Origin of the sequence: Acetobacter suratthaniensis (genome assembly GCF_017377745.1) — a bacterium.
GTDB lineage: Bacteria > Pseudomonadota > Alphaproteobacteria > Acetobacterales > Acetobacteraceae > Acetobacter > Acetobacter suratthaniensis.
This window is the reverse complement of sequence record NZ_JAFVMG010000010.1, coordinates 18,437-39,198: the sequence shown is the minus strand read 5'-3', so window position 1 is coordinate 39,198 and position 20,762 is coordinate 18,437. Positions and strand designations below refer to the sequence as shown.

Here is a 20,762-nt window from a genome sequence, read left to right as displayed (position 1 = left end):
TATGACCGATACGACTGATACCCCACAACCCGCCGCCACGCAGGAATGGAAAGTCCGCATCATGGATCTTTCCGGCGCGGGTGAGGACAATACCGTGGAGGAAGTCGGCATTTTCCACGATCTGGCCCATGCCAACGCCTTTGCCCGCGCTTATGTGCGTGACAGCATTGAGCGCTGTCGCGTGCCGGGTGCTGGCGCGCGCGACGTGCTAGAAGCCTGGCTGAGCTTTGGTGAAGACGCCGAAGTGATCGACGCGGATGAAGATGGCTGGCGCTCCGCCAACGAGTTGGATGACTTTACCGCCTCCCCCGCCTCCCCCATGGAACGCGACTGGCGCGCGATCGACCCGCGCCGCCTTGTGGTGGATGACGATGTACTGTCGCTCCTCGGCACGGATGACGACGAAGACGCCCTGCCGGACGATGACGACGACACCGACCTGCCTTTAGCCCCGGACTGGCACTGACACCCACCAGCACCACCACGGCCTGCGGCGTAGCCCTGCCCGCAGGCCATACCACGTTAAAGCAGCCTGTATGCTGTAGCAGCATCTGACATAAGCCTATGAGCTAAACAGGGCCAGAACGCGCTGTTGGCGCTGGTATTCGGGCGGTTTTTTGGGCATAAGCCTGTGTCATGAAACTTCGCTTCGCGCCCAGCCCGACCGGCCTTCTGCATGTTGGCAACGCCCGTCTTGCCCTTGCCAACGCCCTGTATGCCCGCCGCCACGGCGGACAGTTCCAACTGCGTATCGACGATACGGACACAGCTCGCTCGCGCGAGGAACTGGCCGATGCGCTGCGGCAGGATCTGCAATGGCTCGGTATTAACTGGACGGAAACCTTCCGCCAGACAGACAGGCTGGACCGGTATGAACGCGCCATAGCAGCGCTCAAGGCTTCGGGGCGGCTGTACCCGTGTTTTGAGAGCGAGCAGGAACTGGCCACCAAGCGCGAACAGCAGATTCGCCAGCGCCGTGCCCCGATCTATGACCGGGCAATGCTCAAAATGACCCCCACCCAGCTTGCACAGGCTCTGGCCAACGGCAAAACGCCTTACTGGCGCTTCAAGCTGTCGGAAAACACCATTATCCGCTGGCGCGATATGGTTATGGGGGACTGTCAGGTAAAACTGCCCTCCATTTCCGACCCGGTGCTGGTGCGGGCCGATGGCACGGTGCTGTACACGCTCGCCTCGGTGGTGGACGACCTTGAAACCGGCGTGACACACATCATCCGTGGTGAAGACCACGTGACCAACACAGGTGTGCAGATCGACATCGCGCAGGCGCTGGGTGCGCGGCCGGATCATTTCCGCTTTGCCCATCTGCCGCTGCTGCTGGATGAAAATGGCGGCAAGCTGTCCAAGCGTTTCGATGCCTGCTCGCTGCGCACCCTGCGTCAGGACGGTGTGGAAGCTGACGCACTGGTGGCCTATCTGGCCCGCCTAGGCTCATCGGAAGACCCCGTTCTGCTGCCGTTTGATGAGCAGGCTGCAGTGTACGACCTCGCACGTATCTCCCGTTCGGCGGCCCGGTTTGATACCCGCCAGCTTCTGGCCATCAACCACAAGCTGCTGGCCACCCTGCCGTTCAGCGCCGTGGCCGACCGCCTGCCGCAGGGTTCTACAGAAGCCTTCTGGCTGGCTATCCGTGGCAATATCGAACTGCTGTCCGAAGCGCGGCTGTGGTTTCAGGTGGTCATGGAAGACATTATCCCCCCCGTGCAGGAAGGTGAGGACGCATTTCTGGCCGAAGCCGCAAGCCTGCTCCCGCCCGAGCCGTGGGATACGACAACATGGAAAAGCTGGACGATCGCCCTGCGCGACCGTACCGGCCGTTCCGGCAAGGCACTGTTCCACCCACTGCGTCTGGCCCTGACGGGCGAGGAACAGGGGCCTGAACTGCGCGACCTGCTGCCCCTCATGGGGCGGGCACGTGTGCTCCTGCGCCTTACCCCCGGCGCCTGAAGCGCCGGTTTTTTCCAACACCACCAGCGGGAGCAGCCACCCCATAACGACCGGAAAGGCCTCGTCATGACCCAAAGCGCCACAGCCCTGCAAACATCGCTCTCCACGGTAAAACTGCCCGTCATTGGCCCCAAGGACGCGCTGATTATCGTGGATGTGCAGAATGACTTCCTACCCGGTGGCGCACTGGCCGTGCCGGAAGGCGATACCATTCTGCCTGTGGTGAACGCGCTGGCGCAGGAGCCTTTTGGCATGGTGGTGGCAAGCCTTGACTGGCACCCGGATGAGCACAGCTCCTTTGCCCCCGAAGGGCCGTGGCCCCGCCATTGTGTCGCGCAGACACCAGGGGCCGCGCTGTCCGATGCCCTGACCCTGCCCGAGGCTGCGCTGCTGGTCCTGAAAGGGCAGGAGGCCGGGCGCGATGCCTACTCCGCCTTTGAAGGGCAAACCCAAAATGGTAACAGGCTGGCCGAAACACTCCGCCAAAACGGGATCGAACGGGTTTTTGTCTGCGGTCTTGCCCTTGAATACTGTGTGCGCAACACGTTGCAGGATGCGCTGTCAGAAGGCTTCAGCACCTTTATTCTGACAGATGCCACCCGTGGGCTGGACTCTTCACCCGCACCCACCCTGCATGCCCTGAATGATGCCGGTGTGACACTCTGCCGTAGCTGAACGCCATATCCGGCCCGTGCGCCTCAAGCCTCCGGGGTTCTGCCCAAGGCCGCACGCCGGGCCGGTTTCCAGCGGTTGAGCAGCAGGGAATTACTGACTACCGAGACAGAACTCATGGCCATAGCCGCTCCGGCCAGCACCGGATTGAGCGCACCAAGTGCCGCCAGTGGCAACCCCAAGAGATTGTAGATAAACGCAAAAAACAGGTTCTGGCGGATTTTACCCACCGTGGCATGCGAGAGGGTTATGGCGTCCACCACGGCCATCAGGTCGCTGCGTACCAGCACAACATCCGCTGTTTCCAGCGCCACATCGGCCCCTGCCCCTATGGCAAAACTGACATCGGCCGAAGCCAGCGCAGGAGCATCGTTAATCCCGTCTCCTACCATGCCCACGCACTGGTCTGCCCCTTTGAGCCGAGCAATTTCAGCAGCCTTGCCATCGGGCAGAACGCCAGCCACCACCTCGTCAATCCCGACCTGACGGGCCACAGCCTGTGCCGCGCGCTCGTTATCGCCTGTCAACATGACAATGCGCAGCCCCCGCGCGCGCAGGGCAGCAATAGCCGTGCGGGCTTCTGGGCGGATTTCATCCGCAATAGCAAGATACCCCAGCACCGCCTGCGCACGCGCAACGCCAATAACCGTGCGCCCCTCTGCCTGCCACGCCTGCACCAGTGCGCTATCCACCGCGCAGCCACTCTGGCTCAAAAAATCAGGAGACCCCAGAAAAACCGCCTGACCCGCTACATGCGCACTCACACCGCGCCCCGGCACAGCCCTGAATGCCTCTACCGCCACAGGGGAAACCCCGGCAGCGCGGGCATGCTCCATAACCGCGCGGGCCAGAGGGTGCTCTGAATTCTGCTCAAGCGAACAGGCCAGACGCAGGAAGTCGTCAGGCTGAACACCTTTGGCCACCTGACTGGCCACAACACCGGGCTGGCCACGCGTCAGCGTACCTGTTTTGTCGGTTACGAGCAGGGTCAGCCTGCGGGCCTGCTCCAGCGCATCGGCATTACGGAACAGGATACCCGCCCGCGCGCCCAAACCTGTACCCACCATAATGGCAGTAGGTGTCGCCAGCCCCAGCGCACAGGGGCAGGCAATAACCAGAACCGATACAGCATGAACAAGGCTGGTGGTGGCAGAGCCGCTCACCACCCATGTGCCACAAAAGGTCAGTACCGCCAGCGCCAGCACCGCCGGTACAAACACAGCGGATACCCTGTCCGCAAGACGCTGCACACTGGCTTTGCTACCCTGTGCCTGCTGCACCATCTGCACGATGCTGGCCAGCACCGTCTGCGCTCCCACCTTGGTTGCCCGCACGCGCAAGGCTCCGGTCTGGTTTAGCGTTCCGGCAAAAACACCCGCACCTTCCGCCTTGGACACCAGATTGCTCTCGCCTGTCAGCATGGCTTCGTTAACTTCGGACGCGCCTTCCAGCACCTCGCCATCCACCGGCACACTCTCGCCGGGGCGCACAACAAACACATCACCAATGGCAAGCTGGTCTACACTTTCATCCACAACACCACCGGAACGCTCTACATGAGCAATACGGGGCTGGAGCCGGAGCAGACTGGCCATACCTGCCCCGGCACTGGCCTTGGCACGGGCTTCCAGCAGGCGGCCCAGCAGCACGAGTGTCACCACCAGAGCGCTGGCCTCGAAATAGACCGGCTGACTATCAAGCTGCATGAGCGTTACAGCCGCGCTGAAAACCCACGCAACCCCTGTGCCCATGACCACCAGCACATCCATATTGGCGGAACCGCCACGCACGGCATGCCACGCGGCCCGAAACAGACCGCGCCCACACCCGAACAGCACCACCCCTGCCAGAACAAGCTGCAACAGGCGGGGCATGTCCATCATGGGCAGGCCTACCATCATGACAATCATCTGCCCTACAAAAGGCAGGCTCAGCACAGCGGCCAGCCCAAACTCCCACACGGCCCGCCGCCAGAGATGCTGCTGGGCGCGGGCTTCGTCCTGACTGCTCTGCTCCTCATAAAGCCTTGCGCCGTAGCCTGCTTTTTCCACGGCGGCGATCAGGGTGGGCACGTCCACCACCCCCGGTACGAAGGTGACATGCGCACGCTCTGTCGCCAGATTGACACTGGCCTGCACGGATGGGAGCGCATTCAGCACCTTTTCCACCCGCCCCACGCAGGACGCGCAGGACAGGCCGCTCAGGCTCAGGTCAAGGCTGCGGGTGGTCGGGGCAAACCCTGCCTGCCGGACGGCTGCCAGCACATCGGCCATGCCTGCCTGCCCCTCAGACAATGAAACCTGCGCACGTGTCGTGGCAAAATTGACCGAGGCCTGCACGCCCTCAAGCCGATCGAGCACTTTTTCAAGCCGGGCGGCACAACTGGCGCAGGACATTCCCTCCACCGGAAAACTGATGGTGTGCTCCATGATTGCCCGCGCTCCCTATAATCGCCAGCGCCTTGAACTATGGCGCGCTTTCATTTGCTATATATGCCCCCATGGGGTATATTCAACCCATGTCCCGCCTTGTGATCAGCCTTGTCGTGAGCATTCTGGGCCTGCTGTTTACAGCAGTCGGCCCGGCTATTGCCCATGCCTCGCCCATGCGGGCCGAACACGCCATGTTCATGCACAACGCACACATGGCTCTGCCGTGCCATGAAGGCATGCAGCCAGCCTACCAGCCTGATCAGGGCAACACCCTGCCCGCTGGTGTCAGCGCTCTCCCTCACCCAGCCATGGCAATACCGCTCATATTCGGGCCAAACCGGGCAGAAACCTGCCTACATGCAGCGCATTCCGTCCATGAACACGCCATGCCCTGCTGCACGGAATCCGGACAGAGCTTTGTTGCCACAATCAATGCTGGCCAACCTGCGGCGCTGCTGCTCCTGTCTGCTGTTATCATACAGCCGCACCGTATAAACGCCCTGCCTGCCGGGCCAGATGTAGCGCCCCTGCTCCCCCCACCCAGACCGTCCAACGCCTGATCAGAATCAGGAAGCTGTGTTCACGACATGGCTTTCGCGTTTTTTCCGGTTTCTGCCGTGCCTTCAGGCATGGCGGCCCTGATGGATGGATACCATGCCTTCACCTTTCGCCACCCCTACCGGTGGGCTGTCGCGCCGTCGGTTCATAACCGGCGCCGGTGCGCTGGCGGGCCTGTGCGCCCTCCGCAACCCCACACACGCAGCCAGCGCAGTGGATACGCCCCCTCTCCTGCCCGCTGGGCATATTCCCGCACACTCCGCCAGCACCTTCATGCTGAATGTCGGCCATACCCCCGTGCATGTATTGGGCAAACCGCAGATGGCCCCCACGGTCAACGGCAGCATGCCCGCGCCAACCCTGCGCTGGCGCGAAGGTGATGAAGTCAGCCTGCACGTTCACAACACGATGGATGAGGAAACCTCCATCCACTGGCACGGACTGCGCTGCCCTGCCGACATGGATGGCGTGCCGGGCCTGAGTTTTGGCGGCATCGCACCGGGGCAGACCTTCACCTACCGTTTCCCGCTCCGGCAGAGCGGCACCTACTGGTACCACAGCCACTCCAACATGCAGGAAGCCAAGGGGCTGTACGGCGCAATCGTTATCGACCCAAAAGAGGGGGAAACCCGGTCTTACGACCGTGATTACGTGATTGTGCTGTCTGACTGGTCGGATGTGGAGCCATCGGACATCATTAAAAATCTCAAATTCCAGAGCGATTATTACACCTTCCGCCAGCGCACGGCGGCATCCTTTTTTCCCGATGCGCGACGTGATGGCATACTGCCCGTGCTCAAAAACCGCCTGCAATGGGCAGGCATGAACATGTCCGCCACCGATATTTCTGATGTAAGCGGTATTATCTACACCTATCTGATGAACGGACAGACCCCACATGCCAACTGGACGGGCCTGTTTACGCCGGGTGAACGTGTCAGGCTGCGGTTTATCAATGCGTCAGCCATGACATTTTACGACATTCGCATTCCCGGTCTGCCCATGACCATTATCCAGTCAGACGGCAATGACGTAGAGCCGGTTCTGGTGGACGAATTCCGTATCGGGGTTGCGGAAACCTATGACTGTATCGTAACGCCCACAGCCCCGCAGGCTTACACGATTTTCGCCCAGAGCGAAGATCGTACGGGCTATGCGCGCGGCACGCTGGCCCCCCGTTCAGGCATGAGTGCCGCCATTCCCCCCATGGACCCGCGCCCGGTACGCACCATGCTGGATATGGGTATGGGGTCTGATGCAAAAATGGGCGGCATGGACATGAAAGCCATGTCCCATACGAAAAAAGCTGACACCCCGCCGCTGAATGTTGAAAACCAGAATATAGCAGCCATGCCCGTCAACCGTCTGGCAGACCCCGGAGACGGCCTACGGAATAATGGCCGCCGCGTACTCACCTACGCAGACCTGCGCGCCACCCGCCCGGCCAGTGACCCACGCCCGCCCTCGCGCGAGATCACCCTGCACCTGACTGGCAACATGGAACGCTATATCTGGGGTTTTGACGGACGTAAGTTTTCAGAAGCCGAACCTATTCCCCTGCGTCTGGGCGAACGTGTACGGTTTGTACTGATCAACGATACCATGATGGAACACCCCGTACATCTGCACGGCCTGTGGAGCGAACTGGAAAATGGTCAGGGTGCTTACAACCCGGTCAAACACACCCTGATCGTGCAGCCCGGCAGCCGCCTAAGCTACCTTGTTTCCGCTGACACACCGGGACTATGGGCCTATCATTGCCACCTGCTCTACCACATGGATCTGGGCATGTTCCGCACGGTGGTGGTGTCATGAACAAACCTTACACCCATACCGCCCGGCTGCTGGCCGGGTTGCTGGCCTGCCTGCCCACAACACTCGTCCCCCCGTATGCACAGACGGCAGAGGCAGGCACACATACCCATGCTATGCCTAAAAAAACCATATCAGGCCATGCAATGTCCGATATGGACGATATGGATGACATGGATGGAATGGACGGCATGGAGGATATGGGCAAACCCACCCCGTCCCTCTCTCATCCGCCAAAAACCGTACAGGCCGCACCTTCTGGCATAACTAAAACCTCTGCCCCCATGCCGCACGACAATGCTATGGCAGGCGCGGCCCATGTCAGCCTGCCCCCGCTCAGCCCCAGTGCGCGCTGGCCCGCCACACCGCCCCCTGTGCCCAGAGTGCATTATATCCACAACATGCCGCCGGTGATGGACCACAACACCTATTTTCATATTCTCATGGAACAGCTTGAAGGACGTTATGCCGCCGATGGCAGCCTGTTCCGCTACTCCGGTCAGGCGTGGTTCGGCACCGATCATGACAAGCTGTGGATCAAATCCGAAGGAACGGTAGACAGCCACAACACCATGAGCGATGGCGATCATGAACTACTCTACGACCACGCCATTTCCACCTATTTTGACCTGCAGGCAGGCACCCGGCTGGATCTCGACAGCGGGCCGGTGCGGGCATGGGGGGCCGTGGGGGTGCAAGGGTTGGCGCTGTATTTCTTTGATGTGTCGGCCACGGCCTATTTCAATGCCGATGGCGTGGCAGGCAAGCTCGAAGGATCATACGACCTGCTGATTACCAACCGGCTGATCCTGCAACCTCAAGCGGAGCTTAATTTCTATTCCCGCACTGATCCGGCGCGCGGCGACAGTCAGGGATTTTCGTCCATCGATACCGGGTTGCGCCTGCGTTATGAGTTCAAACGCAAGCTGGCCCCTTATATTGCCGTAACTTATTCGGGCAATTACGGCGCTGCGGCAAATACCCCGTCCGTTTCGCGCACAACCGCTGCCAATGGGCCGGAGGACCTGCGCTTCACCTTCGGGCTTCGTACCTGGTACTAGGCACGAAGAAGGCAGGATTGCATTGGTGTCAGAACTGGCACCAATGCAAAAATACAAACGAATAAAACTATTTTTTTAAAATTACCACGAGTATCCGATGCTGGCCTGCGCGTTTCTTCTTTCTCCGTAATAGCACCATGACTGGCCATACGAAGCATAGCTCAGGCAGTTGGCGACATAGTCATTATCAAAAATATTACGTACACTGGCAGAAACTTTCCACCCTTTCAGGGAAGCCGAAGCATTCGCAAGATCGTAACGTATGGAACCATCAAAGACAGCGTATTGTGGCACCCAAACGCTCCCTGACGTCGTATCCCCGCCGTAAGCCTTGGCCGAATAACGCATACCGCCACCAAAACCAAAGCCCTTCATACGTCCTTGAGGAATTGTATAGAACGCAAACAGGGCCGCATTCCCTTTCCCGGACTGAAGCAGCGGCTTGCCGGTTGAATCATCATGTACATTCTGAACACTGACAGCCGCAGTCAGCATAAGATTCTTATACGGTTCAGCATGGGCTTCAAACTCAAAGCCATCAGAATGCACCAAACCACTCTGGGTATAGTAACCCGTATTCCCGAAGGAGACCAAAACATTACTCTGCTCAATATGAAAGCCTGCCACGCTGAACAGCACAGATGTACCCGGAATCTGATACTTTAGGCCCCCTTCCAACTGTTTGCCAATTGAAGGACTGGCCTGAGGATGCGCGCCACCACCATTCCATAATGTTCCAGACTGCGGCTGGAACGATGTTGAATAGCTAATGTAAGGCGCAAGCCCAAATTTGAAATGATACAGACCTGATGCACGCCACGTTATCTGGCTTTGATCCTGATCCGTCGTTGATCCATTCCGGTAATTGATCTGATGTGAACTATACCAGTCGTTACGCAGGCTCCCTGTCAGGATCAGATTACCAAATCTGATTTCATCCTGAGCATAGACACCGATCTGATGCGAATCCTGACTGTAATCCAACCACGGACTCAGGCTTGGAATGCTCATATGATAATCTGGATGCAAAACATTCAGGCCGGGAGCAGTCCCGAACGTTCCGTTTACACTGCCATTTTGCTGCATGTAATCAAAACCGAACATCATCATATGCTTGACCGGCCCAGTACTCACATGCCCCTTGAACTGGCTGTCAAAAGCGAGGTTGTGCGTGTGTTCGTTGGTGGCATAGGCCGATCGGGCCAAGGTGTCCGCACTGCTATAAAAACCGGAATCATACACATTGCGCATGACAACTTTCGTATCGTCATAGCGGCCACGGGTTGAAAAACTCCAGTTTTTGTCAAACCGGTGATTAAAAATATAGGTAATAGCCCCCTGTCGGCGATTATATTTTTCGTAAGAGGCATCACCATCATAAAAATTACGCGGCAAATATCCAAAAGAAGCCCGCGTGAGCGAACCCACCATTGGCACGCCACCGTAAGCGCCATTTTCAGGATCGTACTGATAGTTACCCAACAGTGTCAGCGTTGTCGGCCCATCGCCACCAAACATGATGGATGGACTGATACTAAAACGCCTGCTGCCTGTTTCGCTCAACTGACTATGCTGGCCGTTGGCCGTGCCATACAGACGATAGCGTATCATGCCGTTTTTTGTAGCAAAGCCGCCCACATCCGCATCAACCCGATAGAGATCAAACATACCGCCGGTCGTATTGATGCTGCCATAAAACTTCTGGTCTGTTGGCAGTTTGCTGGACAATGCCACAAGCCCACCCGGACTTGATTGCCCATAAAGAGCCGATGCTGGGCCTTTCAATATTTCGATACGTGACAAACGCGATGTATCTGTCTGCGATGTGCCATACCGAAGGCCAGACTGAAGCTTAAGCCCATCAAGAAATGTCGGAGCCTGAAACCCTCTAAGCAGGAACTGATCATAACGCGTACCCACACCACCGCCGCGCAGATCTGCCGTAATACCGGCTGTATATCGAACAGCCTGATTGAGGTTGAGAACCCCACGCACATCCATTTCCTGACGCGAAATAACCGTAACGGATTGAGCCGTTTCAATCAAAGGCGTGCTGGTTTTTGTAGCGGATGAAGCAATGGTCGATGCTTTTTCGCCATGCACGATCACCTGTTCTGCTGATGCATCGGCACTCTCACCTCTTACCCGAACAGGATCGAGCGTAATATTGGCGGATGGCTTTTTAATAATAACGCTATGAGCGCCTGAAAGCTGGTAGGTCAGCCCCGTGCCTGCCAGCAGGCGCGAGAGAGCGACATCAGGGGTAAGGCTTCCAACAACACCCGGACTGTTCATTGTGGCAGTCAGCGCATCCGGCACGGAGATTTGCCAGCCACTTTGGATACCAAACGTGGTCAACGCATTGGACAAGGGCTGCGGACTGATCTGAAACGACTTTGCGGCAAAGGCTATAGCAGGCGCTGCCGTAGCGGACACAGCTCCGATACCGCCCCCTCCGAGCATAGTGGATGAAACAAGCAGTAAAACTCTGCGTACCCAGCGCGCATGAGAGTAAGAAAACGTCCAGTCTGTCCGCACCATAATTCGCGTGCCCCTTCGGCCATGTTCATCCTGTTGAGGCTGCGATTCACAATATGAGAATGATACGCATTTTCCTCGTTACAGTGAACACGAACGAAGGGTCGTTTTTAATCGCGCAAAATCGAAAAAAATTAACGATTAAGAATAGTCAGCCAGGGTGTGACATTCCAGACACGCGCATTCTGGCCATCTGCCAGTGTCTGAAGGGCGGATCGCGCATCAGACAGCTTATACAGCCCGCTCACTTTCTCGGTGCTCAAACCCCGCCCATGCACGAGCACTGTCCCGCGCATATAGTGGCTTAAGGTGCCAATCACCTCAGAAACAGGCTGGCTATGGGCAACATAGAAGCCCTGCGCCCATAGGCCGACTTCCTGTGAAGCCATATCCCCTGTAACACCCTGCCCAGCCGTTACCTGAAACACCTGCCCGGCATCCAGCAGCACAGGCGCATTGTGAGCCGTCGCATTTTCTACCGAGACGCGGCCTTCTCGCACCGCAATGGTGTCCATTGCCGTTCCGTCCGCCTTCACGTCAAACACCGTGCCCACATCTTTAATCGTCAGGTGTCCAACCATCACCCTAAAAGGATGGGCCGGATCATGCCGGACGGTAAACAACGCCTCGCCCTTTAACAGGCGCACCACCCGCTGTCCGTTTGTATAATCTGTTGCAATGGCGCTTTCTGGGGCCATCACCACCTGACTGCCATCTGCCAGAGTAACCGTGCGCGTTTCCGCCCAGCCGGTCACACGGTCTGCCTGCAAACGCAAGAGTACGTCCGGCCCCCAGATAATGCCCGCCACAGCCGCAGCAAGCGACAAGGACGCCGCAAACCACCGGCGAGCGGCCGTAGTCCGATACTTCAGAACAACAGCAGAACGGGCATCCTGTGTTGGCTCCACACGCTGCAGAACCGACAGGGTATGCGAAATCTGCGCCCATTCGCGCTGGTGCTCGGGCCTGTCCTCAAGCCATATTTTAAAACGCGCCTGAAGGTGCGTATCATCCGGGTCATCGCGCAATACCAGAAGCCATTCCGCTGCATTGGAAGGCTGAAAATCTTCAACCCCATCATGCCCGTTCATGTGCCATTTCCTTCTCGGTAGCCGTTGCGCCTTGGAGCGTTGCAACAGGCCCCAAAAAGAACAGGTTATGGATAATCCGTGTGTAATAAACAGTCATTCAGACGCATAAAGGTGCTTACGGCAATGCTCCAGCCCTTGCGCGATAATGCGATGCACAGAGCCTATGGGAATATCAAGTTCGGCCGCAATTTCGCGCAGTTTCCACCCTTCGAACCGGCACAACAGCACCGCCTGTTTTGTTTTTTCGGGTAGTTCATCAAGAGCCGCCATGATCGCATCCAGCTCCTGACGATCAGACATATTTGTCTCGGCATCGGCTGTTGGGGCTGGAACAGCAATGGCTATGCCCTCATCCGCCTGGACAAAGCATTGCCGTTCACGGCCCTGCGCACGATACTTGTCTACTGCCAGATTACGCACAACCCGGTACAGAAAATGCAAAGGATTTTCAGGTTTTTCGGAAGACTGACACCGTATCCAGACCTCCTGAAGAAGGTCTTCGGCATGCACATAGTCGCCCGTTATCCCGGCTGCGTATTTCAGCAGATCACCGCGATTGGCAAGATAGCATGTCAGCAGGTCACTGTTGCCCGCCACAAAAACACCTTTCCACACTTACACGCCCATTCGTCATGACGCCTGCCCGTCAAAATAAGAATAGTTCTTAATTATAGAAACCTGCTCCCTTGGCAAGAGAGCCTTTTCCATAAGCCTCAAGAGGTCTCCCTCTTTGGGCGTCAGGATACGCCTCTACAAGAAACGCCCGCACAGCGGGCCAAATGAGGGATAAGCTGCCTCAGATTAAACCGGACAACCGCCCAAGCAGACGGCACAAGAAGGCTGTCATTCCTGTCAGGATCGCTTAAACTGATGGGTATGAACGCTCAACAGCCCGGCACCACCACCCAACCCGACACTGGCGGATGCGCGACCTGCTCCACACCGGATCAGGCCGCGTCCAGACAGGTCGTACAACCCGACAAAACGGCCCTGATCAACCGCCTACGCAGGATTGAAGGGCAGATTGGCGGCATTGCGGGCATGGTACGCGAAGACCGTTACTGCGTGGATATTCTCACCCAGCTTTCCGCCGTGCGCTCTGCCATTGATTCACTGAGCATCCGCCTGCTCGAAAGCCACGCCAGAGGCTGTGTGCGCCGTGCTGTACAGGATAATGGCGGCGATGAAACCCTTGAAGAACTCATGGGTATCATCCGCAAGATGATTCGCTAAAAACCCCCTACAGAGCCTTCCACGCCGCCAGTGCTCGCGTGCGCGCCAGCGTGTGTTCTACAATCGGCGCAGCATAGCCCCGGCAGCCTGTCTCCCACGGTGTATGGATGGCCTTGTCAGACAGATGCGCGATTTCGGGCACCCAACGGCGGATATAGACCCCCTGTGGGTCGAATTTCTGTGACTGCAGAATGGGATTCATGATGCGGAAATAAGGGGCCGCATCCACACCTGTGCCTGCCCCCCACTGCCAGTTCATCGGGTTGCTGGCCGGGTCATAATCGACCAGCGTATCCGCAAACCAGCGTTCGCCCTCACGCCAGTCTATCAGCAGGTGTTTAACCAGAAACGATGCCACCACCATACGCACGCGATTATGCATGATCCCCGTATGCCATAACTCGCGCATACCGGCATCCACCAGCGGATAACCCGTTTGCCCACGCTGCCACGCTGCCAGCCCTTTGGGGTCTGCACGCCACGGCATGGCGTCGAACTCGGGCCGGAGGTTCCGCTGTGCAAGGTCTGGCGTTTCGAACAGCAAAGACCAGGCAAAATCCCGCCAGCCCAGCTCGGTCAGAAATTTTTCGGAGCTTGGGCTGTTCTGCGCCTCCTCCCACACACGGGCGGGGCTGACATGGCCAAAACGCAGAAAGGGCGAAAGACCGCTGGTGCTTTCTTTCGCCGGAAAATCGCGGGTCTGGGCATAATCTACCTGATCATGTCGGCAGAAATCCGCAAGCCGCGCACGGGCCTCCGCCTCGCCCGGCACCCATGTCTCACGCAGGCCACCGGCCCAGTCCGGTGTTGTGGGGAGCAGGCCATACTGTCCGGGCGCCAGACGTAGGGCTTCCAGTGCCGGGCCCGGTTCGGCAAAAACCATTTGCTCAGGGGCCGGACGCAGAAAAGCCTGTACCGGCACCGTGCAGGCGGCACGCCAGAAAGCGGTAAAAATCTTGTAGGGCGACCCTGACTGCGTACGCACAGTCCACGGTTCATGCAGTAACGCTCCGGCAAAGCTGCGCACCGTAATGCCCTGCGCCTGCAAGCTCGCCTTGATGGCCGTATCCGTCTCACGCCCCTGCGGATCGTAGCGCCGATTCCAGAAGACGGCCCCCGCACCCGTTGCAGACACCACCTGTTCCATCACACGCCGGGCAGGCCCACGTAGCACGAGCAGGTCTCCCCCTTTTGTGCGCAGATCTGCCGCAAGCGCATGGATAGCCCCATCCAGCCACCATTGCGCCGCAGAGCCTGTCGGCTGTGCATCATCTAGAATAACGAGACAGATCAACGGCTGCGCGTGGCGGACGGCTTCATGCAAGGCCTGATTGTCCGCCAGACGAAAATCCTCGCGGAACCACACGATTGTTGGCGAAACATTCATGGCTTTTCCTGCATGTCCTGTGGCGGGCTTATCCTGTTTGGGCCTTATGCCTGCGCACACCTGCGCGCACCATAAAAAAACCCCTTCCCGTTAAAAAACAGGAAGGGGCCATGCCATAAACTGGCGGAACCATTCCAGCCCTTGCGGGCCGGAACATGAACCGAACTCAGTTCTTGGTCTTGTCAACCAGACGGGACTTGGATATCCAGGGCATCATGCCACGGAGCTTGTCGCCAACGGCTTCAATCTGGTGGGCGTCGTTACGCGCACGCGTGGCCTTGAAGAACACGTTGCCAGACTGGTTTTCCAGCACGAAGTTACGCACGAAGGTGCCGTTCTGGATATCCGTCAGGATGTCCTTCATGGCCTTCTTGCTTTCGGCCGTGATCACGCGCGGGCCGGACACATACTCACCATACTCCGCGGTGTTGGAGATGGAGTAGTTCATGTTGGCAATGCCGCCTTCGTAGATCAGATCCACGATCAGCTTCATTTCGTGCAGACATTCGAAATACGCCATTTCAGGAGCGTAGCCGGCTTCAACCAGCGTTTCGAAACCAGCGCGGATCAGCTCGGCAACACCACCGCACAGCACGGCCTGTTCGCCAAACAGGTCGGTTTCGACCTCTTCCTTGAAGGAGGTTTCGATCGTGCCTGCACGGCCACCACCGATAGCGGAAGCATAGGACAGAGCAATGTCCAGAGCCTTGCCGGACTTGTCCTGTGCAATAGCCACGAGGCAGGGCACGCCGCCGCCACGCTGATATTCAGAACGAACGGTGTGGCCGGGGCCCTTGGGGGCGATCAGGAACACGTCCAGATCAGGACGGGCTTCGATCAGGCGGAAATGGATGGAAAGACCATGCGCGAACGCCAGAGCGGCACCCTGCTTCAGGTTCTTTTCCAGCGATTCCTTGTACAGCGCGCCCTGACCTTCGTCAGGCGTCAGCACCATGACAACATCGGCCCAGGCGGCAGCCTTGTCCGGCGTCATGACGGTAAAGCCTGCATTGCGGGCCTTTTCAGCCGCAGCAGAACCTTCACGCAGACCGATCACGATTTCGGAAACGCCGCTGTCCTTGAGGTTGTTGGCGTGGGCATGGCCCTGGCTGCCATAACCGATAACGGCGACCTTCTTGGATTTGATCAGATTCACATCGGCGTCACGATCATAATACACGCGCATAGCCATTCTTACTTCTCCTTCAGACCGGAGACTCCCTCCGGCGTTGCTGCCTGCTATACTTCAGAAGTTCTGAATTGTCTTCGGTCCGCGGCAAATAGACGCCACCCCGGTACGGGACACCTCGGCCAGGCCGAGCGGACGCATCAGATCAATGAAACTGTCCAGCTTGTCGGATGAGCCGGTCAGTTCAAACACAAAAGACGTGGCGGTTGTGTCCACCGCTCTGGCCCGGAACGCCTCAGCGATCCGCAGCGCCTCGGTGCGGGATTCACCCGAGGACACCACCTTGACCAACGCCATTTCCCGCGCAACGTACGGCCCGGCATCCGACAGGTTGACCACGCGCGAGACCGGCACCAGACGTTCGATCTGCACTTTTACCTGTCGAATGGCCGAAGCTGTACCCGTGGTTACGATATTAACGCGCGAGATGTTGCCCTGCTCATCAACCGGGGCCACGGTCAGGCTCTGGATATTATAACCACGGCCCGAGAACAGCTCCACAATACGCGCCAGCGCACCGCTTTCATTGTCCACCAGAAGCGAGATGACGGCGGAACCGGAAATTTCCTGCTGCATTGTTCAGTTTCCCTGACGACAGACCAGAATACGCAAAATGGAAAACATGCCAGATCAGACCAGCATGCGCCCTTCCGTGCTGATTTCGGCCCCGCTGCTTTCCTGCTCAGGCCCCAGAATCATTTCATTATGAGCGGCACCCGACGGAATCATGGGGAAACAGTTTTCCCCTTCCGCCACACAGATATCGACCATCACCGGCCCGTCATGCGCAAGCGCCTGACGGATGGTGTCATCCAGGTCAGCCAACCGGGTCACGCGCAGACCACGCGCATGGAAGCTTTCCGCCAGCTTCACAAAGTCAGGCAGGGCATCACTATAACTTTCGGAATAACGCGAACCATGCAGCAGTTCCTGCCACTGGCGCACCATGCCCATATAGTGATTGTTGATGATGAAAATCTTCACCGGCAGACGGTACTGAGCGATTGTCCCGAGTTCCTGAATATTCATCAGGGTGGACGCTTCACCCGCAATATCCATAACCAGCGCATCGGGGTGGGCAATCTGCGCTCCCACGGCTGCGGGCAGGCCATAGCCCATCGTACCCAGACCGCCGGAGGTCAGCCAGCGATTGGGGCTATCAAACCGGAAAAACTGCGCAGCCCACATCTGGTGCTGCCCGACCTCGGTGGAGACATAGGTATCCCGCCCGGTTTCACGCGCCAGTTCGTAAATCCGGCTGATCGCCTGCTGCGGCTTGATCACGGCATCATCCGCACCATCCTGGGTGAAGCGCAGGCAATCGAGCGCGCGCCAGCCTTCGATCTGCGCCCACCATGCGGCAAGGTCGGCCGTCTGCGGGGGGGCGGACTGGCGCTCCCATTCCTCGATCATCATATCAATGACCACGCCCACATCACCCACGATCGCTTCATCCACCCGCACGATCTTGTTGATCTGCGAGGGATCGATATCAACGTGGATCTTGAATGAATCGGGCGAGAACGCATTGACGCGACCGGTCACACGGTCATCAAACCGGCTACCCAGCGCAATCAGCACATCGCAACCATGCGTGGCCAGATTGGCCTCGTATGTGCCGTGCATGCCCAGCATGCCCAGAAAACGCTTATCCGTGCCGGGGAAAGCCCCAAGCCCCATCAGCGTGGAGGTGATGGGAAAACCCGTAATATCCACCAGCCTGCGCAGGGCTTCGCTGGCCTGCGGGCCTGCGTTGATGATACCGCCCCCTGTATAGAACAGCGGACGACGCGCCCCCTTCATCGCGGCAACCGCGCGGGCAACGCTTTCACGATCAGGCTGTCTCTGCACCTTGGCCGTGCGGGGACGAATATCCTGCGCACTGACATAGGGCGCTTCGCCCACCGTGATGTTCTTGGGCAGATCCACCAGCACCGGGCCGGGGCGGCCCGAACACGCAATGGCAAAAGCCTCATGCACGGCGGGAGCCAGATCCTCAGGACGACGCACCAGATAATTGTACTTGGTCACAGGCCGGGTAATGCCGGTCGTGTCGGCCTCCTGAAAGGCATCGTTGCCGATCAGCGCCGTGGGCACCTGCCCGGACAGACAGACCAGCGGGATGGAATCCATCATCGCATCCAGCAGGCCGGTCACGGCATTGGTCGCACCGGGGCCACTTGTAACCAGCACCACGCCCACCTTGCCGGTAGAACGGGCATAGGCCTCGGCTGCGTGAACCGCTGCCTGCTCATGCCGCACCAGAACGTGGCGGATATGGTTCTGCTTGAACAGGGCATCGTAAATGGGCAGCACCGCGCCGCCCGGATAGCCGAAAATGACTTCCACCCCCTGCTCGACCAGCGCGCGCATGAGCACTTCCGCGCCGGTCAGGGCGGTGGTGGTCTGGGCGTCCGTTGGGAACTGGGCGGTGGTTGACATCATGGTATCCTCAATAGCCCCTGAAGTGGGATCAGGGGGTTTGTTTATGCCTTGTGATTACAGGCGTCAAGCTGCACGCAGAATAAAAGAGATGATTTCACACAATTTTCTTTCCGAAAATTGCGCAACATTCTCAAAACACGTATCAACATTGCATGTACGGTCTGGCTCAGCCAGAGCATGGTGGGCAAACCACGTCGCCTGCCGTTTAGTATAGCGTCCCGTTGCCTGAACTGCGAGCCGCATGGCTTCTTCCTGTGTCATACGGCCTTCCAGCATGGCCATCAGTTCCGGCACACCGTGGGCGCGCATGGCAGGCAGGGCCGGATCAAGCCCCTGAGCCAACAGCGTACGGACTTCATCCACAGCACCCGTGGCCAGCATGGCCTCAAAACGGGCCTGTATACGGGCGCGTAGGGCGGCACGCTCTGGCGAGAGCCTCACCGCCACAAACCGGCACGCCGCTGGTGGCAAGCCCGGCTGGGTCTGCCACCAGCTCAGACTGCGCCCGGTTGCACACCAGACTTCCCATGCACGGGTAATACGTTGGGAATCCGCAGGTTGCAGGCGGGCAGCGGTTTGGGGGTCCACACTGGCAAGCCGGGCGTGCAAAGCAGGCGCACCATCCTGCGCCACGGCCTGCCGTGCCTCATCCCGCACGGCAGGCGGGCAATCGGGAATCGCTGCCAGACCATGCGTCAGCGCACGGAAATACAGGCCCGTTCCGCCGCACAGGATCGGCAGGCGACCCGCTTGCCAGGCTTCGTCCATTGCATTCAATGCATGGCTCCGCCACCAGGCCACGCTGCCCGTACTGGCCGCAGGCAGCACACCATAAAGACGGTGGGGCACCACCTGCTCCTCCGCAATACTCGGGCGGGCGGTCAGTATCCGCAGGTCTTGGTAAACCTGCATGGAATCCGCGTTGATAATGGTGGCCCCCACCCAGCCGCCGCCTCCACCTGCAGGCAGAGCGGCCAATGCTTCCGCCACTGACAGGGCCAAGGCTGATTTACCCGAGCAGGTCGGCCCCGCCACCACAAGAGCAACAGGCCGGGCATCCGACGGTGCGCACTGGCCCGGCGCACCCGAAGGGGCAGGACGGCTTTCAGAAAATGTCATGGGGTGTTCCGCTTGCTTCATGCCCGCATTCCTGCCACACACCCTGCTGCCATGACGAGCCTTGTTCTGACCCTTGTCGCCCGGCGTGAGGAAACCTCACTCGCCGCCCAGTCCATTGCCCTTGCCCGCGATATTGTTCGCACGCAGGGAGAAACGGTCGTACTCAGCCCGGCAGAAGCCGTGGACATTCCCTGCCCGGATACGGCACGCGACAGTCTGCCCTCCCTGCGCGCGGCACTGGACGGACAGGCCATAGACATCCTGCTGACCCCGGCCGACAACCGCCGCAAGCGACTTTTGATTTCCGACATGGACAGCACCATTGTCGCCAATGAAACGCTGGACGATCTGGCGGCCCATGCCGGTCTGGGCGAAAAAGTTGCCGCCATTACCGCGCGCTCAATGAATGGTGAACTGGATTTCGCCACCTCGCTGCGTGAGCGGGTGGCCCTGCTACGCGGCCTGCCGACATCCCTGCTGGAAACCGCATGGAAAGATGTCACCCTTAACCCCGGCGCACTTGAAATGGTGCGCACCATGAGCGCCTTTGGCGCCAGAACGGCACTGGTTTCTGGTGGTTTCACCTTTTTTACGGCGCGGGTTGCCGCCCTGTGCGGGTTTGATGAACACCACGCCAACGTGCTGCTGATGGACAAGACAACCGAAAGCCTGACAGGCGAGACCGCCCAGCCCGTGCTTGGCCCGGATGCCAAACTGCACCTGCTCGAAACCCTCCAGAAAAGCCACGACCTGCCCGAAGATGCCGCTCTGGCTATCGGAGATGGAGCCAATGACCTGCCCATGCTGCGCAGGGCTGGCCTTGGTCTGGCGTTCCATGCAAAACCTGTGGTGCGGCAGGCCATTCCCGCCCAGATCAACCATGCTTCGCTGCGTGCAGCACTGTTCGCGCAGGGCTATCCGGCTTCGGCTTTCGTAAGCGACTGAGTGCAGGCGGGGCAGATAATGGTCAGGCTGTGCAAAGCGAATCGGGGCTGGGCCTGAAGCCCCACTGGCACCAGCCCTGTGCCACAATGGAAAGGCATGACCATGCAGTTCGACCCGCGTGACGTTTCAACCTATCCGTTCATCCGCGCATCATGCGTCATACTGGGCATTTTTCTGGTCGGCTACTGCCTGAACTTTGCCATGACGCTGCCCCCCGGCTCGCCCGAGTTTGTCATGCGCCATATCGCAGCGCTGATTGTCGGCACGCTATTGCTGCTGGGTACAATCTGGATCTGAACAACCACATTCAGC

At 58.8% G+C, this 20,762-nt stretch carries 18 protein-coding genes; 9 read left to right on the top strand and 9 right to left on the bottom strand.

Annotation, left to right across the window (positions count from 1 at the left end):
- Position 1 precedes the first annotated feature (1 nt).
- The 3 genes from J2D75_RS09960 to J2D75_RS09950 all read left to right on the top strand — a co-directional run bounded on the left by J2D75_RS09960 (position 2) and on the right by J2D75_RS09950 (position 2,643).
- Positions 2 to 466 (top strand): hypothetical protein, encoded by a 465-nt coding sequence (locus tag J2D75_RS09960; RefSeq protein WP_207854673.1) that lies wholly within the window; start codon positions 2 to 4, stop codon positions 464 to 466.
- Between the two features lie 170 nt (positions 467 to 636).
- The gene (gltX, locus tag J2D75_RS09955) at positions 637 to 1,968 is read left to right on the top strand and encodes a glutamate--tRNA ligase (RefSeq protein ID WP_207854672.1); all 1,332 of its coding nucleotides are present in this window, start codon (positions 637 to 639) and stop codon (positions 1,966 to 1,968) included.
- A gap of 66 nt (positions 1,969 to 2,034) precedes the next feature.
- Positions 2,035 to 2,643 (top strand): nicotinamidase, encoded by a 609-nt coding sequence (locus J2D75_RS09950; RefSeq protein ID WP_207854671.1) that lies wholly within the window; start codon positions 2,035 to 2,037, stop codon positions 2,641 to 2,643.
- A gap of 23 nt (positions 2,644 to 2,666) precedes the next feature.
- Here the strand turns inward: J2D75_RS09950 and J2D75_RS09945 are convergent, their stop codons facing one another.
- Positions 2,667 to 5,069: a heavy metal translocating P-type ATPase gene (locus tag J2D75_RS09945; protein WP_207854670.1), complete on the bottom strand. Its 2,403-nt coding sequence runs from the start codon at positions 5,067 to 5,069 to the stop codon at positions 2,667 to 2,669.
- An 89-nt stretch (positions 5,070 to 5,158) separates the two neighbouring features.
- Between J2D75_RS09945 and J2D75_RS09940 the strand changes: the two genes are divergently transcribed.
- From J2D75_RS09940 to J2D75_RS09930, 3 genes are all read left to right on the top strand, one after another.
- Positions 5,159 to 5,632 carry a hypothetical protein gene (locus J2D75_RS09940; protein ID WP_207854669.1) on the top strand — a complete coding sequence of 158 codons (474 nt, stop codon included), beginning with the start codon at positions 5,159 to 5,161 and terminating at the stop codon, positions 5,630 to 5,632.
- Between the two features lie 94 nt (positions 5,633 to 5,726).
- On the top strand, positions 5,727 to 7,445 hold the full coding sequence (locus J2D75_RS09935; RefSeq protein ID WP_207854668.1) for a copper resistance system multicopper oxidase: 1,719 nt from the start codon (positions 5,727 to 5,729) through the stop codon (positions 7,443 to 7,445).
- A gap of 113 nt (positions 7,446 to 7,558) precedes the next feature.
- Positions 7,559 to 8,503, top strand: a complete 945-nt coding sequence (locus tag J2D75_RS09930; RefSeq protein WP_408736760.1) for a copper resistance protein B — start codon at positions 7,559 to 7,561, stop codon at positions 8,501 to 8,503.
- Between the two features lie 81 nt (positions 8,504 to 8,584).
- Here J2D75_RS09930 and J2D75_RS09925 read toward each other — a convergent pair whose 3' ends face one another.
- The 3 genes from J2D75_RS09925 to J2D75_RS09915 form a co-directional block, all read right to left on the bottom strand.
- Positions 8,585 to 11,044 (bottom strand): TonB-dependent siderophore receptor, encoded by a 2,460-nt coding sequence (locus J2D75_RS09925; protein ID WP_243428671.1) that lies wholly within the window; start codon positions 11,042 to 11,044, stop codon positions 8,585 to 8,587.
- 131 nt (positions 11,045 to 11,175) lie between these two features.
- A complete protein-coding gene (locus tag J2D75_RS09920) occupies positions 11,176 to 12,132 on the bottom strand; it encodes a FecR family protein (protein WP_207854666.1) in 957 nt (318 codons plus the stop codon).
- 93 nt (positions 12,133 to 12,225) lie between these two features.
- Complete coding sequence (locus tag J2D75_RS09915; RefSeq protein ID WP_207854665.1) at positions 12,226 to 12,729, bottom strand: sigma-70 family RNA polymerase sigma factor; 504 nt, start codon at positions 12,727 to 12,729, stop codon at positions 12,226 to 12,228.
- Between the two features lie 273 nt (positions 12,730 to 13,002).
- Between J2D75_RS09915 and J2D75_RS09910 the strand changes: the two genes are divergently transcribed.
- A complete protein-coding gene (locus J2D75_RS09910; protein ID WP_243428670.1) occupies positions 13,003 to 13,365 on the top strand; it encodes a metal-sensitive transcriptional regulator in 363 nt (120 codons plus the stop codon).
- A 7-nt stretch (positions 13,366 to 13,372) separates the two neighbouring features.
- Here the strand turns inward: J2D75_RS09910 and J2D75_RS09905 are convergent, their stop codons facing one another.
- The 5 genes from J2D75_RS09905 to miaA all read right to left on the bottom strand — a co-directional run bounded on the left by J2D75_RS09905 (position 13,373) and on the right by miaA (position 19,505).
- On the bottom strand, positions 13,373 to 14,752 hold the full coding sequence (locus J2D75_RS09905; RefSeq protein ID WP_207854664.1) for a cryptochrome/photolyase family protein: 1,380 nt from the start codon (positions 14,750 to 14,752) through the stop codon (positions 13,373 to 13,375).
- 166 nt (positions 14,753 to 14,918) lie between these two features.
- Positions 14,919 to 15,938 carry a ketol-acid reductoisomerase gene (ilvC, locus tag J2D75_RS09900; protein WP_207854719.1) on the bottom strand — a complete coding sequence of 340 codons (1,020 nt, stop codon included), beginning with the start codon at positions 15,936 to 15,938 and terminating at the stop codon, positions 14,919 to 14,921.
- Between the two features lie 60 nt (positions 15,939 to 15,998).
- The gene (gene ilvN, locus J2D75_RS09895) at positions 15,999 to 16,517 is read right to left on the bottom strand and encodes an acetolactate synthase small subunit (protein WP_207854663.1); all 519 of its coding nucleotides are present in this window, start codon (positions 16,515 to 16,517) and stop codon (positions 15,999 to 16,001) included.
- Positions 16,518 to 16,571: 54 nt separating this feature from the next.
- Positions 16,572 to 18,386: a biosynthetic-type acetolactate synthase large subunit gene (gene ilvB / locus J2D75_RS09890; protein ID WP_207854662.1), complete on the bottom strand. Its 1,815-nt coding sequence runs from the start codon at positions 18,384 to 18,386 to the stop codon at positions 16,572 to 16,574.
- A 63-nt stretch (positions 18,387 to 18,449) separates the two neighbouring features.
- Positions 18,450 to 19,505 carry a tRNA (adenosine(37)-N6)-dimethylallyltransferase MiaA gene (gene miaA, locus J2D75_RS09885; RefSeq protein ID WP_207854718.1) on the bottom strand — a complete coding sequence of 352 codons (1,056 nt, stop codon included), beginning with the start codon at positions 19,503 to 19,505 and terminating at the stop codon, positions 18,450 to 18,452.
- A 51-nt stretch (positions 19,506 to 19,556) separates the two neighbouring features.
- On the opposite strand from miaA, the gene serB reads away from it, so the two are divergent.
- Entirely contained in the window at positions 19,557 to 20,450 is an 894-nt protein-coding gene (serB, locus tag J2D75_RS09880; protein ID WP_207854717.1) for a phosphoserine phosphatase SerB, read from the top strand.
- A gap of 96 nt (positions 20,451 to 20,546) precedes the next feature.
- On the top strand, positions 20,547 to 20,747 hold the full coding sequence (locus J2D75_RS09875; protein ID WP_243428669.1) for a hypothetical protein: 201 nt from the start codon (positions 20,547 to 20,549) through the stop codon (positions 20,745 to 20,747).
- The last annotated feature ends 15 nt before the right edge of the window (positions 20,748 to 20,762 follow it).

Bases quoted from the DNA above. Each gene is read 5' to 3' on its own strand.
- J2D75_RS09960 (WP_207854673.1), top strand. From the start codon at position 2: ATGACCGATACGACTGATACCCCACAACCCGCCGCCACGCAGGAATGG.
- gltX (WP_207854672.1), top strand. From the start codon at position 637: ATGAAACTTCGCTTCGCGCCCAGCCCGACCGGCCTTCTGCATGTTGGC.
- J2D75_RS09950 (WP_207854671.1), top strand. From the start codon at position 2,035: ATGACCCAAAGCGCCACAGCCCTGCAAACATCGCTCTCCACGGTAAAA.
- J2D75_RS09945 (WP_207854670.1), bottom strand. From the start codon at position 5,069: ATGGAGCACACCATCAGTTTTCCGGTGGAGGGAATGTCCTGCGCCAGT.
- J2D75_RS09940 (WP_207854669.1), top strand. From the start codon at position 5,159: ATGTCCCGCCTTGTGATCAGCCTTGTCGTGAGCATTCTGGGCCTGCTG.
- J2D75_RS09935 (WP_207854668.1), top strand. From the start codon at position 5,727: ATGCCTTCACCTTTCGCCACCCCTACCGGTGGGCTGTCGCGCCGTCGG.
- J2D75_RS09930 (WP_408736760.1), top strand. From the start codon at position 7,559: ATGCCTAAAAAAACCATATCAGGCCATGCAATGTCCGATATGGACGAT.
- J2D75_RS09925 (WP_243428671.1), bottom strand. From the start codon at position 11,044: ATGGTGCGGACAGACTGGACGTTTTCTTACTCTCATGCGCGCTGGGTA.
- J2D75_RS09920 (WP_207854666.1), bottom strand. From the start codon at position 12,132: ATGAACGGGCATGATGGGGTTGAAGATTTTCAGCCTTCCAATGCAGCG.
- J2D75_RS09910 (WP_243428670.1), top strand. From the start codon at position 13,003: ATGGGTATGAACGCTCAACAGCCCGGCACCACCACCCAACCCGACACT.
- J2D75_RS09905 (WP_207854664.1), bottom strand. From the start codon at position 14,752: ATGAATGTTTCGCCAACAATCGTGTGGTTCCGCGAGGATTTTCGTCTG.
- ilvC (WP_207854719.1), bottom strand. From the start codon at position 15,938: ATGCGCGTGTATTATGATCGTGACGCCGATGTGAATCTGATCAAATCC.
- ilvN (WP_207854663.1), bottom strand. From the start codon at position 16,517: ATGCAGCAGGAAATTTCCGGTTCCGCCGTCATCTCGCTTCTGGTGGAC.
- ilvB (WP_207854662.1), bottom strand. From the start codon at position 18,386: ATGATGTCAACCACCGCCCAGTTCCCAACGGACGCCCAGACCACCACC.
- miaA (WP_207854718.1), bottom strand. From the start codon at position 19,505: ATGACATTTTCTGAAAGCCGTCCTGCCCCTTCGGGTGCGCCGGGCCAG.
- serB (WP_207854717.1), top strand. From the start codon at position 19,557: ATGACGAGCCTTGTTCTGACCCTTGTCGCCCGGCGTGAGGAAACCTCA.
- J2D75_RS09875 (WP_243428669.1), top strand. From the start codon at position 20,547: ATGACCATGCAGTTCGACCCGCGTGACGTTTCAACCTATCCGTTCATC.